General features: G+C 61.7%; 12 protein-coding genes. 1 reads left to right on the top strand and 11 read right to left on the bottom strand.

Annotated features, from left to right (window positions below; all coding sequences use genetic code 11):
* Nucleotides 1-93 precede the first annotated feature (93 nt).
* Both C0039_RS12770 and C0039_RS12765 read right to left on the bottom strand, forming a co-directional pair.
* Nucleotides 94-1,788 (bottom strand): asparagine synthase-related protein, encoded by a 1,695-nt coding sequence (locus tag C0039_RS12770; RefSeq protein WP_101518261.1) that lies wholly within the window; start codon nucleotides 1,786-1,788, stop codon nucleotides 94-96.
* A gap of 94 nt (nucleotides 1,789-1,882) precedes the next feature.
* Complete coding sequence (locus tag C0039_RS12765; RefSeq protein ID WP_101518260.1) at nucleotides 1,883-3,028, bottom strand: methyltransferase domain-containing protein; 1,146 nt, start codon at nucleotides 3,026-3,028, stop codon at nucleotides 1,883-1,885.
* Nucleotides 3,029-3,176: 148 nt separating this feature from the next.
* Here C0039_RS12765 and C0039_RS12760 point away from each other — a divergent pair, with 148 nt between their 5' ends.
* Nucleotides 3,177-4,847: an ABC transporter ATP-binding protein gene (locus C0039_RS12760; RefSeq protein ID WP_101518259.1), complete on the top strand. Its 1,671-nt coding sequence runs from the start codon at nucleotides 3,177-3,179 to the stop codon at nucleotides 4,845-4,847.
* 51 nt (nucleotides 4,848-4,898) lie between these two features.
* On the opposite strand, the gene C0039_RS12755 is transcribed toward C0039_RS12760, so the two are convergent.
* The 9 genes from C0039_RS12755 to hflX all read right to left on the bottom strand — a co-directional run bounded on the left by C0039_RS12755 (nucleotide 4,899) and on the right by hflX (nucleotide 14,249).
* Entirely contained in the window at nucleotides 4,899-5,108 is a 210-nt protein-coding gene (locus C0039_RS12755) for a hypothetical protein (protein WP_075999279.1), read from the bottom strand.
* Nucleotides 5,109-5,178: 70 nt separating this feature from the next.
* Nucleotides 5,179-7,032, bottom strand: a complete 1,854-nt coding sequence (locus C0039_RS12750) for an asparagine synthase-related protein (protein WP_101518258.1) — start codon at nucleotides 7,030-7,032, stop codon at nucleotides 5,179-5,181.
* Nucleotides 7,033-7,047: 15 nt separating this feature from the next.
* Entirely contained in the window at nucleotides 7,048-7,506 is a 459-nt protein-coding gene (locus C0039_RS12745) for a hypothetical protein (RefSeq protein WP_101518257.1), read from the bottom strand.
* Nucleotides 7,507-7,739: 233 nt separating this feature from the next.
* Complete coding sequence (locus C0039_RS12740) at nucleotides 7,740-9,035, bottom strand: adenylosuccinate synthase (protein ID WP_101518274.1); 1,296 nt, start codon at nucleotides 9,033-9,035, stop codon at nucleotides 7,740-7,742.
* Between the two features lie 226 nt (nucleotides 9,036-9,261).
* The gene (locus C0039_RS12735) at nucleotides 9,262-10,431 is read right to left on the bottom strand and encodes an ATP phosphoribosyltransferase regulatory subunit (protein WP_101518256.1); all 1,170 of its coding nucleotides are present in this window, start codon (nucleotides 10,429-10,431) and stop codon (nucleotides 9,262-9,264) included.
* Between the two features lie 9 nt (nucleotides 10,432-10,440).
* Nucleotides 10,441-10,632, bottom strand: a complete 192-nt coding sequence (locus C0039_RS12730; protein WP_084179308.1) for a DUF2065 domain-containing protein — start codon at nucleotides 10,630-10,632, stop codon at nucleotides 10,441-10,443.
* A gap of 126 nt (nucleotides 10,633-10,758) precedes the next feature.
* On the bottom strand, nucleotides 10,759-11,634 hold the full coding sequence (gene hflC / locus C0039_RS12725; RefSeq protein WP_075999284.1) for a protease modulator HflC: 876 nt from the start codon (nucleotides 11,632-11,634) through the stop codon (nucleotides 10,759-10,761).
* 2 nt (nucleotides 11,635-11,636) lie between these two features.
* On the bottom strand, nucleotides 11,637-12,812 hold the full coding sequence (hflK, locus tag C0039_RS12720) for an FtsH protease activity modulator HflK (RefSeq protein WP_075999285.1): 1,176 nt from the start codon (nucleotides 12,810-12,812) through the stop codon (nucleotides 11,637-11,639).
* Nucleotides 12,813-12,977: 165 nt separating this feature from the next.
* A complete protein-coding gene (hflX, locus tag C0039_RS12715) occupies nucleotides 12,978-14,249 on the bottom strand; it encodes a ribosome rescue GTPase HflX (RefSeq protein WP_075999286.1) in 1,272 nt (423 codons plus the stop codon).
* Nucleotides 14,250-14,269: the final 20 nt, after the last annotated feature.

The following is a 14,269-nucleotide window of genomic DNA, read 5'->3' as shown; positions in this document are numbered from 1 at the left end:
TATCCCCCGCTCTTGTTCTCTACTCAACTCGACGTCGTTAGCGTATTTGCTGCCAATTACGTCATTATACGTACCTGGAGCTGCTCAAGGGGACTAAAAGTGTGGTAAATCTACACTCAAAGTAGCCAGTATTGTGGCCCGCTTCACACTTAGCAGGGCGGTCAAGGCCTCTCCGGTGAGCGCTGCACCCGGTGGCGGCAATGCTGCGGCCGCGCGCTGCAGGGCTGCCACATCAATCCAGGGGTTGGGGGCGGGCGGAAACTTCAGCAATAGTCGATTCAGCGCACTGGCCATGGTGTCGTAGGCTTCCTGCACCCGCTGCGGCTCGCGCTTGGTAACCCCCTCCCGCTGTTGCGCTGGAAAGTAACCCTGCATTGAATCGCGAAATAATCGCCGCGATTTGCCCGCACCACAATACTGACCCGGCGGCAGGCCCAGGGCAAACTCGACGATGCGCTGGTCCAGCAGTGGGTAGCGGTAGCTTACGCCCGCGCGAGCGCCGGATGCCGCCCACGCCTCCACCCGGTTATAGATCGTGCCGCTGGCGAGCTCCTGCAGCTGCCTGCCGCGCACGCGCAGACGGGGCTGAAGTCTGTCTATAGTTTCAGAAAATTGCCGGGCCCACTGCTGGAACTCAGGCGTGGCCAGCTGTAGGCCGTCATCACCCCAACCGTTAAATGAGGCGCGACTGAGTCGCCAGCGCACATAATCCAGCAGCGGGGCCGCCAGCTGGTGTCTGGCAAGGCTGGCCACAGCGCGTGCGGGGCGGCGGCTGTTCTTCGCCAGGCCGGCAAGGTCTGCGAGAGTGCCCAGGGCATTGCGTGAAAGCAGACCCTCCAGATAGGCGCTCTCCCCCGCGTTGGAAATGAACTGGTCCCCTCCCCAGCCGGACAACACAATGCCAATACCCCTGCTGCGCATCTGTTCACGCACGGGGAACTCGTACCAGAGGTCAGCGCTGTCATTGTCCAACAAGGGTTTGCGCTGCAGGATATTCAGGAAATCGCGCTCGCCAAATGGGGTGAAATGTAAGGGTATGTTCCATTTATCTGCGACCGCCCTGGCCAGACTCCACTCCGGGTCCCCTTCCTCCTCCGCAGAGGCTGGCGGGCGCATCCAGCTCCAGGCCTCCAGGCGAGCGGGATCATCCAGTTGCGATGCAGCAAGGGCGGCGATGGCGGAGGAGTCCAGGCCACCACTGAGGTGTGTGGCGATATGACCTTCAGCGGGAAGGCGCACGCGAACGGCGTCTGTTAACAGCTCACGCAGCTGTGCGCTGTATTCCGCGCTGGATTGCCCGCTGAAACGCGCGGTTTCGGCTGGATGCCAGTAACGCCGCTGCTGACTGCCGCTGCCGCTGCCGGTTACGGTCAGGCTGTGAGCAGCGGGGAGTTTAGTGACCTGCTGGTAGAGGGTGAGTTCAGGGTCGTGAAAACCGCCGGTGATGAGGTAAGTGAGTATGGCCCGGGGGGACATCTCTGCGCAGACGCCCGGATGGCCCAGTACCTCGTGGACATCCCCGCCATAAACAAACCCGGCATCGCCGTGCCCGATATACAGCGGGCAGACGCCCATGGGATCGCGGGCCAGGAACAGGCGCGTGCCGTCTTTGATGACGAAGGCGAAGTCACCCAACAAATATTTGGGGCAGTCTTCCCCCCAGCGCTGGTAGGCCTCCAGTACCAGTTCGGCGATGCCCATTCGCGCGACCTGGGCGCGGGGCATCGACAGGCGGTCTGCAAGTTCGTCACGGTTGTCGATTCGGGAGCCCGGGATCAGGTCTATCATCGGCGGACCGGGTGTTGCCGTAACCCCACCTGATGTTCCCCGGCCGGGTGACTGGTGTGACCGTTTCTCAGAGGACGGTGACTGGCGTGAGGGCTCAGCCAAACTGCTGCGCCAGAGCGCGTAAAAACTGCAGCGCTTCACGGTCGGTGGCGAATGCACCGGGGTGTTCCTGCCTCACGGCCTGGGCAAGTTCTGCGGTACTGCGGCTGCCGTTCATTTGCTCCAGAGCCCAGGCAACCGCCCTCCCCTTCTCGCTGAGAGTGGGTTTGTGGCCTTCGGCGCGCTTCATCAGGTCTCCCGGGCGCAGGGGCAGGGAGAGGAAGCTGCTCTGGCGTTGGCTTTTACCGGCGTGCCGGGTTATCCAGCTCCACTCACCATATTCCGGGCGACTGAGGGTAAAATCGAGCTGGTCGCCCTCTCGCAATTTGAGTGGCTGCAACAACGGCAGGAAGACCTCGCTCCAGTGGGTGGGCCCGGCGGCGCGGCTGGTATCGTACCACTCGTCGCCAAGGCGCATGGCGAACCAGCCCTGCCAGCCATGCTGAATTCCAGCGGCGGCGACCTGCAGGCTAATGGAAGCCTTGCCGCCGGCGCGGTCGGTAGTGGCGAGGTCCAGGTACATCAGTTCGGTGGGCTGGGCCAGGGGCTCTACGGGGTATTTGTCGCCACCCACATCGTAGAGCATGGTGTTGGCCGCGTAAGACCGGGCGGCGCTGAAATCCAGTGGTGGCAGTGCGTTTTCGGCGCAGAATTCAGGGTAGCCGACCCAGGTGTCCACGTTATCGGCGTAAGCTCTCTCTGCGGAAGCCGGCGCCAGCAGAATGCGTGCGGCGTCAGGCAGCAAGCTGCCACCGGGCTTGAGGAACCGGTCCCGGGCATAGAACAGCGAGGGCAGCAGGTCCTCGCCGAACAGCAGGTTACCGGTAAACACAGAGATGATCACGTCGGCCTGGATGTCCTCCTTCACTTCCTCTACCCGGGCGCGAATGCACTCCACGTTGGTCAGGCCGGAGTCCCGTGCCGCCTGGCGGGCCACCTCGATCACTGGCTCGGGCTCAACGAGGTAAACCTTCTTCGCACCCAGGCGAGCGGCATAGAGACCGAGCACGCCGAGACCGGCGCCGATATCCAGCACCACCGTCCGGGGAGTGATCAGTTTTTCCAGGGCACGCACGTAGGCCATATTGCGCCGGGCGTCGTAAACCATGTGCTGGTGGGAGGTGACCTGTGTGTAACTCATTGCGCGCTCGCGTCCTGGCAAGAGTCGATTATTGGCGAGGCGCGGGGGGCAATGCAACTCGCACTGTGCGCTGGCCTTAGAGCGCTGGCCTTATAGCGCCGGCATTGTGTAGGCTTGCCACTACTCAAGCAAACCCGCCCGGTAGGCAATGCGACAACTGCTCCGCTATATCACCCCACCCCCGCTCACGCTGCTGATCAGCGCACTGCTAATGCTGGCGGGGACACTGCTGACACTGCTTATCCCGTTATTTGCCGGGCAGCTGACGCGTACCATACTCGCCGAGCCCGGCACCGAGGTTTACCCGCTGGCCGTAATCGTGGGCGTGTGGGCCGGGGTAATGCTGCTGCGCACCCTGCTTAGCCTGACAGAAGAATACTATATGGGCATGGTGGGAGAAGAGGTAGCCACCAGCCTGCGCGATCGGGTCTATGCGCACCTTCAGGCACTGCCACTTACCTGGCACCAGACACGCAAGCGCGGCCAGGTGCTGAGCCTGCTCACCAGCGACGCCGATGACGTCAGCGGGTTTGTCACCGGCACACTGCTGCCGCTGCTGCCAACATTACTCACGCTGGTCGGCGCATTTGTGATGATGGCGCGACTGGATATCACCCTCGCCATGGTGGTGATCCTCGGTCTGCCTGCCTATGTGCTGGCGCTGAAAGTGATCGGCCGGGAGATCCGCCCGCTGGCCCGCGCCTGGATGGACCAGTACAGCAAACTCGTGGCGCGTGCCGAGGAAAACCTGTCGGTATTACCGGCGCTCAAGGCGTTTGGCAGGGAACAGCTGGAAGCGGAAAATTTCCGGGGCGACAACCGCCGACTGCTGAATATATGGCGGCGCCAGTTACGCAGGCAGTCCCTGCTCTCGCCAGCCGTAAACCTGATGGCCGGGCTGGGTGTGCTGGTCCTGCTATGGCTGGGCAGCCGGCACATTGCCGAGGGTACACTTGGACCCGCGGACCTGGTCAGCCTGCTGCTGTACGCGGGCCTGCTGATGTCACCGCTGAGCAATCTGGCCGGCGTGTACGGACAGGTGCAGCGTGTATTGGGATCGGCGGATCGGCTGATCACTTTTTTTGCAGAGCAACCGGAAGTGCTGGACGTCGGCGAGGCACTGGGAGCGGTCAGCGGTGCGGTACGTTTTGAGAATGTGACCTTCGCCTACCCTGAACGCGAGCCGGTATTACGCGGCCTCAACCTGCGCATTGACGCCGGGGAGACCATCGCCATCACTGGCGTGAACGGCGCCGGCAAATCCACCACCGCGCACCTGCTGCTGCGTTTCCTGGCACCTGATAGCGGTGCGATCTATATCGATAACAGGGACATCGCGCAGGCCAGCATCATCAGCGTACGCAGCCACGCCGGGCTGGTGGCGCAGCATGTGCAACTACTCAATGGCACCGTGGCGGAGAATATTGTCTATGGCCGGCCGGATGCAGACGCAGGGGATATTGAGCGAGCAGCTCGCGCCGCGCATGCTGACGAATTTATCGCCGAGCTGCCGCAGGGTTACCAGACACTGATAGGTGACGAGGGTGTGAAGCTCTCCGGTGGCCAGCGCCAGCGACTCTCGCTCGCACGCACCCTGCTGCGCGATCCGGCAATACTGATTCTCGACGAGGCCACTGCCATGTTCGACCCGGCGGGGGAGGCACGATTCATCGAAGAGTGCCACGAGGTGTTAAAGGCCAAGACGGTGATTCTGATCACCCATCGGCCAGCAAGCCTGGCGTTGGCGGACAGGGTGTTAAAAATGGAGGATGGGCAGTTGCAGGAATCAGCAGAGCACAGGCTGCCTGGCACGCAATAGACGATTGACCCGCAACAGCGCGGAGCGCGATTCAGCAGGGGCTATCAGGCCTCAGTTCATACCCATGCCCATACCCATACCCATGCTCATACCCATGGTGCCGCCCCGGGTCATCCCCAGTTGGCCATCGCCCATGGTGCCGCCGGAGCCCAGGGTCAGTCCCTGCACAGGGCCGAAGCGGGTCAGGCGAGGCGATGCATAAGCAGATTTATCACGTTCTTCTGGCCCTTTTACAGGCGGGTTTTCAGGTAGCGTCGGCATAAGTTATCAGTGCTAGCGCGGGACAGACCGCAGGCACAATCTAGCGTAAAGCTCGAACGAAGCCAAGGGCTCATCCGGCGTGTTCCAGTACTGCGGCACAGCTGAACAAAAACCACAGCGGCCAGTTGGCCTCACCTGTTTTTGCGTTCTGCGCTGATGCGAGCAGCGCGTCAAAAGCATCGGGCTGCAACCAGTCCGGGCCAACATCCGGCCTGCCACCAGCGAGAGCTACCGCCACCGCCGCCGTCAGGTCCTGAAAGCTGGCGGAAAACTCAGCCTTATCTTCCCTGGCCAGCACCGCCGCGGGCAACAGAGCGCCCAGGGCAGTACGGTGCAGGCCGCGATTCTCACCGGGGGCCGTCAGCACACGCCTGGGCAGGCTGATGGAAAACTCCACCAGTCGGCGGGACCAGTATGGCCGGCGCAGTTCCAGTCCCGACTCGGCGGCCAGGACTTCCATCGTTTCGTGCGCGAGCAAAGCATAACTCTCATGAAGTTGTTGCCAGAGCGGCTGCTGCCAGGATGCAGCCTGGGGCGGCCTGTCACATCCCTCGCGATGACCGGCCTGCAGGGCTTTCAGCTTCTGCAGGCGACCTGGTGAGAGTTGGCGCCGTTGCTCAGGGGTACTGGTTGGTTTACAACGCAGCAGATCTTTCAGTGTCGGCGACAGATTACCCGCGAGCGCCGCGCGCAACGCGCTCTCCAACGAGCGGAGCCAACCGTCGCGCCGGGCCTGGTTGCGCAGCATCTGGGTAAAGGCTGCAAACTGGCCACGGCCTGCGGCCTCGGCATAGGCAGCATAACCACAGTCCAGCCACTCATCCCCACCGGTGCCATTCACCAGCACCCGACTGCCCGCTGCTGCCGCTCGCTGCAACAGGCCCACGGACATAACACCATTTGGTGCATTGCAGAACTCTCCCCTGCGGCGGCCACGCTGGCGGTACCAGTCCAGCGGCTTATGGGTAGGCGGCACCAACACCAACGGACGATCACAATGACGAGCCACGGCCTGGGCATAGGCGACTTCATCAGCGTCACCGCAGCCGCGGAAGTCCAGGGTATAGCCAGCCAGGTCCGGGGCGGGCAGGTCGCCGCGCGACTGCAGGTCGCTGGCAACCGCGAACAAAGCCGAGGAATCCAGGCCGCCACTCACTTCAAAGGCTACCGGGTGGTCGCTGCGGCTTTGCCGGCCTACAACGTCGGCGAGCAACTCACGGTAATGATTGCGGTAGTCCTGCAGGTGGGGATATTCCAGGGTCTGCTGAAAGTCAGGCTGCCAATAGCGTTGCAGTTGGACCTGCGCACCTTGCACAACGAGTGTGTGCGCTGGCGGCAGGCGTCTGCAAGATTCCCAGAAGGTATCTTCGTTGCTGAGCCAGCACTGGGCCAGGAACTGGGTGATCATGCCCTGGTCAGGCTGCGGTGCGCCCTCTATCAGGTTCAGCAATGGAGGCAATTCCGAGGCAAAGGCGAAGAAGCCGGGACCCTGACAGTAATAAAAGGGCCGGGTACCCGTGTGGTCCCGGGCACAGAGCAGGCGCTGGCGCCGCACATCCCACAGGGCCAGGGCAAAGTCGCCATCGAGATGCAGGGGAAAGGTATCGCCCCAGTGGTGGTAAGCCGCAGCGATCAGCTCAGGCTCGGAAGCGTTTCCGGCCAACCCCAGTGCCGCGGTCAACTCACCGGGGTTATCCAGGCGGCCATCCAGCGTCAGGTAAAGTTCAGTTCCAGGCACCTGGCAGGGTAGTTGCGCGGCATCGGCTCTGTGCTTAAGCAGTGCGTGGCCCAGCACCAGCGGGCCGGTACAAAGATGGTTGAGCCCGTCGGGGCCACGATAGGCCATAGCACTGAGCATGGCGGACACCGGGCCTGGCAGGGACGGTCCATCATCCAGTTGCAAATAACCGCAGATACCACTCAAGACCGGGTCGCCGATCTAGACCACGTTACTCCACTCGTCAATACTGGCCCAGCCTCCATCGGACTTGCGACGGCCACGTGATTCCCGGCGCTCAGCGTTACCGGTAAGCGTGTACTGCTCTTCGGCAAGGCGACCCAACGCCCTGCGATCCGTGTTGGGCTCGCGACGGTCAGCATGGTGCGTGTAGTGGCACTCACAGCGGCCAGCGGTGCAGCCCGGCACAGGCAAGGTCGGTGCATTGCTGGCCAGGAAGCGCTTGCCTTTATATGACTCAAGCGCCTTACAGTTCCCCACCAGGGTGACACAGTGAAAGGGCTGCGCGGACATGGCATTCGTCTGCCTGCTCCTGGGCGCCCCGCGTTTCGCGCTGGCGGCGGGCTTGCGTGTCTTCTCTTTTTGCCAGGTGTTATACACCCGCTGGGCAACCAGCAGCAGTATCAGCACCACCGCTGCGAACATAATATTCTGGTACATCCAGAACCCCTGCAGTTTGTAACTCTATTGCGAAGTATAGACAATAATTTGAGATTCGGTGAAACGCGGATATGTCCGCTGGAGGAAAACTGCATTGCGCGAAAACGCGACAACTGGCCTCCCGGGGTCATAAGGTCGCGGTTGGTCCTGCGGCCCCGCGTGAGCATCACGGTCAGGCAGGGGTGGCCAGCCGCAGGGAGTGCACCCCGCTGCGATGAGCGGGAGTTAACACTTCACCCGTCGAAAGGGTGACGCAGCACGATTGTCTCGACCCGGTCAGGGCCGGTGGAGATAATGTCTATGGGCGCGCCCACGACCTCCTCGATCCGGGCGATATAGTCACGCGCCGCCTGGGGAAGCTCTTCCAGAGTCTTGGCACCCAGCGTTGACTCGCTCCAGCCGGGCACTGTCTCGTAGACAGGGTGCAGGCCTTCATAGTCCTCTGAGTCCACGGGGTTAGGCACCGGCTTGCCGTTGGCGCAGGCGTAACCGATGCAGATCTTGATGGACTCCAGGCCGTCGAGCACGTCCAGTTTGGTCAGGCACAGGCCGCTCACGGAATTAATATTCACCGCGTTGCGCAGGGCCACGGCATCAAACCAGCCGCAACGACGGGGGCGGCCAGTCGTGGCGCCAAACTCATGGCCTTTACTGGCAAGGTGCTCACCTGTTGCGTCGAACAGCTCCGTCGGGAATGGGCCAGAACCCACGCGGGTGGTGTAGGCCTTGGTGATACCCAGGACGTAATCCAGATACAGCGGGCCAAAGCCGGAACCCGTGGCGGTGCCGCCGGCGGTAGTGTTGGAACTGGTTACAAAGGGGTAGGTGCCGTGGTCAATGTCCAGCAGGGAGCCCTGGGCGCCCTCAAACATGATCCTGGCATTGTTCGTCCGGCACTCATGAAGCATCGCGGTCACGTCAGCAATCAGCGGCTTGAGTTGCTCGCCCATCTCAAGGGCCTCCGCCAGTACCTCACCGTAATCCAGCGGCTCAGTCCTGTAGTAATGCTCCAGCGAAAAGTTGTGATACTCCATGACCTCCTTGAGCTTGCGCGCAAAGCGCTCCTTGTGTTGCAAGTCCCCCAGGCGCAGGCCGCGACGGGCGACCTTGTCTTCGTAGGCAGGACCAATACCGCGACCGGTGGTGCCGATCTTGTCGTTGCCACGGCGAGCTTCGCGGGCCTGGTCCAGGGCCACATGGTAGGGCAGGATCAACGGGCAGGCCGGAGAAATTTTCAGCCGCTCACGAACGGGCACGCCTTTCGCTTCCAACTCCGCCATTTCCTTGAGCAGCGCTTCCGGGGACAGCACCACACCGTTGCCGATCAGGCACTGCACGTGTTCGCGCAGAATGCCCGAGGGGATAAGGTGGAGAACCGTTTTCTCCCCGTCGATCACCAGGGTATGGCCGGCATTGTGCCCGCCCTGGAAGCGCACCACGGCGCTGGCCTGGTCAGTGAGAAGATCGACAATCTTGCCCTTGCCCTCATCACCCCACTGGGTGCCAAGCACTACTACGTTTTTGCTCATGGTTTTGCTCTGTTCCATTCCGTCGTTTGACGGGTTTACTGACTATCGTCATCCCTGCCGCAGCGGAAATCCAGGGAAGGCAGGGCTTAACCCGACGACCCCCGGGACCCCCGCTGCCGCGGGAATGACGGATTGACTTACGTTGTACTCACCCGTGGCAACCTTGTCTGCGGCTGCTTCATGCGGGCCATTGAACATGCACTGCACAATCACGCAGCGTTATCGCTCATAAACTCTTTACCACCCAGTCGGCACCACTTAGCACCAGCTCCCGGTCACAGCGCGCGTGATGCTCGCCGCCCAGGGTGTTGATCACAACCTCGCCTTTCTCGCGCAACGCCTCGGCCAGGGCGAGCAGCTCAGGTGCAGCGCTGTCGGGCAGGCTTATTGCACCCTTCCCTGTCGCTGTCTCTCCGGGCAACAGGCTGACCAGGGCCTTCAGGTCCGTGGCGAAGCCGGTGGCCGGTCGGGCGCGGCCAAAGACCTCACCCACCCCGTTGTAGCGACCGCCATTGGCCAGGGCCTGGCCGTGGCCGGGCACATAGGCAGCAAACACGATACCGGTGTGATAATGGTAGCCGCGCAGCTCTGCAAGATCGAAGTAAACGGGTAAATCAGGGCGCAGACGGCGGATTTCAGTCGCCACCTCCTGCAGTGCATCCACCGCGGCCAGGGCCTGCGGGGCGCGGTCGGCAAACAGTTCACGCGCGGCCGGCAGCACGCTGTCATCACCGTGCAGGTCAACCAGCCCGATAATCAGCATGGCCACGTCTTCGGGGACGTCATCCAGAGTCTGGATCAAGTCCGGCACGGACTTGCGCTGCAGGCAGTCGAAGATTCGCGCTTCCTGCTCGTCGTTCAGCTCCGCCACGTCCAGCACCGCTTCATAGATGCCCACGTGACCCAGATCCAGGGTGTAACCGGCCGGCAGTCCGGCACGATCCAGCGTGGCCAGCATCAGCCGTATGACCTCCAGGTCGGCGGCAAGGCTGTCTTCGCCATAGAGCTCTGCGCCCAGCTGGATGGGGGAGCGTGAGGCCATCAGTGATTTGGGACGGGTGTGCAGGGTGGAACCGGCATAGCACAGGCGGGAGACGCCATCCGGGGCCAGACTGTGGGCGTCGATGCGCGCCACCTGCGGGGTGATGTCGGCGCGCACACCCATGGGGCGACCGGAGAGCTGGTCGGTGAGCCGGAAGGTAAGCAGATCCAGGTCCTGGCCCAGGCCAATCAGCAGGGAGTCAGTAAATTCCACCAGCGGCGGAATCACCAGCTCGTAGCCCCAGCTGCGAAATAAATCCAGCAGGCGGCGGCGCAGCTGTTCCACGTTGGCGGCCTGGGCAGGCAGAACTTCCTCTATGCCGTCGGGCAGTTGCCAGCGATCAACCGATGTCATGCAAGGCCTTCAATTCACCATGTAAAGCAGGATAACGCCCAGCATCATGCTGCCGAAGCCGATCCTGCGAATCACGCGATCATCCATTTGCGCCACCAATGCCAGCATATTGCGCCAGTGGTTGGGGCTGAAAAAGGGCACCAGCCCTTCGATGATCAGTACCAGTGCCAGGGCCGCGGGGAACACTTGCCAGAAGTCCAAAATAACCCCTCTTAATCAGCCAGACACAAAAAACCGCGGGTCCGTCGCTTGAGCCTCAAACGACGAATCCCACGGTTGCGGGATGCTACCACAGTCCTTAGTGGTAGTGCCTGTATTTTTTACCGCTTACTTACCGCCCCGGGGGTCTTTCAGGTAACGAAAGAACTCACTGTCCGGCTTGAGCAGCAGTATGTCGCCCTGACCAGTGAATGACTCCTGGTACGCCTTGAGGCTGCGGGTAAAGGAATAAAATTCCGGGTCCTGGTTGAAGGCCCGCGCATAGATGCCCGTCGCCTCGGCGTCGCCCTGACCCCGAATCTGCTCCGACTCCTTGTAGGCGTTGGCTGTCAGTACCGTGACCTCGCGGTCGGCGGCGGCGCGGATACCCTCGGCGAGTTCCTGGCCCTGGGAGCGCAGTTCGCGTGCTTCTTTCTCACGCTCTGCGTTCATGCGTCGATACACTGACTCGGACACGTCCGGTGGCAGGTCGATCTTCTTCACCCGCACGTCCACGACACGCACGCCCAGTTCACTCAGGGCCACCTTGTTCAGCTCCAGGGTGATGTCTTCCATCAGCTGGTCCCGCTCACCGGACACTACTTCCTGCACGGTGCGCACGGCCACCTGGTTACGCAGGCCGTCGTTGATGCGCTGGGCCAGCAGACCCGCGGCGCGCGCTTCCTCACCGTTGGTTGCGGTATAGAACTTGGCGGTGTCTGAAACCTGGAACTTGGCGTAGGAATCCACTATCAGCGCTTTCTTTTCCTGGGTAAAGAAACGCTCCGCCTGTGAATCCACGGTCAGCACCCTGCCATCGAATTTGCGCACGTTGTTGACGAAGGGAATCTTCCAGTGCAGCCCGGGCTGAATGTCCGGGTTCACCACTTCACCGAAACGGAGCAGGACACCTCGTTCTTTCTCGTTGATGACATAGAGTGCGTTACTGGCTAAAAACACCAGAAAAGCCATTCCAATCAACACTGTCATATTACGGCTGGACATGATTAGCGACCTCCCCGGCGAGTGGAGCCGGCTGCGGCGGCATCGCGGCGCAGCTGCTCAGTTACGGCATTGGTAATTTCACGCAAGGCGTTGCTGTCCAGACCCAGGCCCGGGGAACGCATTACCCGGCTCTGGCTCTGCTCGGCCAGCTTGTCCAGGGGCAGGTACATCATGTTATTGCCTCCCTCCACGTCTACCATCACCTTGCTGGTGTTGCCGTACACTGCCTGCACGGCATCCAGGTACAGCCGCTCACGGGTGACCTCGGGTGCCTTGTTATACTCTGCCAACAACTTACTGAAGCGGTCTGCCTCACCCTGTGCGCTGGCAATGACCTGCTCCTTGTAGGCGTTGGCCTCCTCAATCTGGCGCTGGGCCGCACCGCGGGCCTCGGGCACGATGCCGTTGGCGTAAGCCTGGGCCTCGTTCTTCACCCGCTCCTCGTCCTCGCGCGCCTTGATCACGTCATCAAAAGCTGCCTGCACCTGATTCGGCGGCTTGGCATCGTCGACGTTGATTGTGGTCACCAGGATGCCGGTCTCATAAATATCCAGGTACTCCTGCAGACGCTGCTTCACGTCCCCGGCGATTCTCACCCGGCCTTCCGTCAGCACCAGGTCCATACCGGTATCGCCGACCACATGGCGCAGGGCGCTCTGGGTGGCATGTTGCAGTGAGCGCTCGGGGTCCCGGACCTTGAGTACAAACTTGTCGGGGTCATTGATCACATACTGCACCGACATGTTTACCTCAACGATGTTCTCGTCCTGGGTGAGCATGGTCTCGCGGAAACTGGCCGCGCGCACCTTGGTGGTGTTCACCTTGATCACTTCGTCGATCAGCGGCGGGTTCCATTGCAAGCCCGGCTGCACCGTCTCGTTATACTTGCCGAAGCGCAGCACCACGGCCCGCTCCTGTTCATCGATCTGATAGAAGCCCATCAGGCCCCACACCACAGCCGCTACGATGGCCAGCACACCAAAAAGGGAACCTGACACGGCGGGCCCAGCGGACCCTCCGCTGCCACCGCCTGAACCGGACTTGCCGCCGAACAGGCCGCTCATCTTTTCCTGCAGTTTTTTCAGCGCCTCGTCGAGATCAGGGGGTCCCTGATCGCCGCCGCCCCAGGGGTCTTTGGGCCCCTTGTTATTGCCGCCACCCGGTTCATTCCAGGCCATAATTAACTCCTGTTTTCAAAGTCGGAAGAGTCTAGCATTCTTGGTGCGTAATGCGCACCTTGCGTTGTTCTTTCGGCGCACTGGTAAACAGTGCGCATCCTGCATTTCCATGATTATTGCCTGGCGCAGCCGCCACCATAGCGAAGCCCGGTGCCTGGTCTGGCTTTACCACAGAGGCTCGGGACCTTTCTTCATCAACCGGTTCCAGTCTGCCCTGGGCAGACGCACTTGCAGGTGCGCCACCCCATCGTCCGTGTACTTTTCGGTCTCCACGGCGCCCAACCGGTAAAGCGCCGCGCGAAGACTGCCCTGTTCAGGCGTAATCTCAATCTTCTCGTTGACCATATCCTGGCCAACCAGTTCAGCGATGGCCTGCAGCAGCAGGTTCACGCCTTCCCCGGTAACGGCGCTCAGCCATACCCGCTGGGGTTTACCCTCATCATCACGGTCTATACGCGGCGCGTGCTCCAGCAGATCCAACTTGTTGTACACCTCCAGGCGGGGAATCTCCTCGGCGCCGATCTCGCTCAGCACATCCTCCACCTGGTAGATATTGTCATCGCGCTCGGCGCTGGAGGCGTCGATCACGTGCAGCAGCAGATCGGCATTGAGTGTTTCCTCCAGCGTCGCCTTGAAGGCCTCCACCAGCTTGTGCGGCAGGTGAGCAATAAAACCCACCGTGTCGGCGAGTACAACCGGACCGACATTATCCAGCTCCAGGCGGCGCAAGGTCGGGTCCAGCGTGGCGAAGAGCTGGTCCGCCGCATAGACGCCGGACTCCGTGATGTAATTGAACAGCGTGGACTTGCCGGCGTTGGTATAGCCCACCAACGACACAGTGGGTATCTCCTGACGCCGGCGCGAGCGACGCCCCTGGTCGCGCTGCTTGCGAACTTTTTCCAGGCGGGCCGTGATCGACTTGATGCGCACCCGCAGCAGGCGACGGTCTGTCTCCAGCTGGGTTTCACCGGGGCCACGCAGGCCAATACCGCCCTTCTGCCGTTCGAGGTGGGTCCAGCCACGGACCAGGCGGGTGCTCACATGTTGCAGCTGGGCCAGCTCTACCTGCAGCTTACCCTCATGGGTGCGCGCTCGCTGGGCGAAGATATCCAGAATGAGGCCGGTGCGGTCAATCACTCGGCAGCACAGCTCCTGCTCCAGGTTGCGCTCCTGACTGGGACTGAGGTTATGGTTGAACATCACCACCTCTGCCTCGTGCAGCGCCACGTTGTCGCGAATCTCTTCCAGCTTCCCGGAACCGACAAAGGTGCGCGGGTGGGGCGCGCTGCGGTGCCCTAATATAAAGGCGGCCGGATCTCCTCCTGCAGATAGCACGAGTTCTTCAAATTCGCGGGGGTCTTCCCGCTCAGATTCGCTGTCGAGATTCAGGTGCACGAGTACGGCTCGCTCCCCGGAATCGGGTCGATCAAAAAACAAGACTACCTCGGATGTGGGAA

The organism is Pseudohalioglobus lutimaris (assembly GCF_002866825.1).
Classification (GTDB): Bacteria; Pseudomonadota; Gammaproteobacteria; order Pseudomonadales; family Halieaceae; genus Halioglobus; species Halioglobus lutimaris.
The sequence above is the reverse complement of the archived record's forward strand: the minus strand, read 5'-3'. Positions and strand labels throughout refer to the sequence as shown.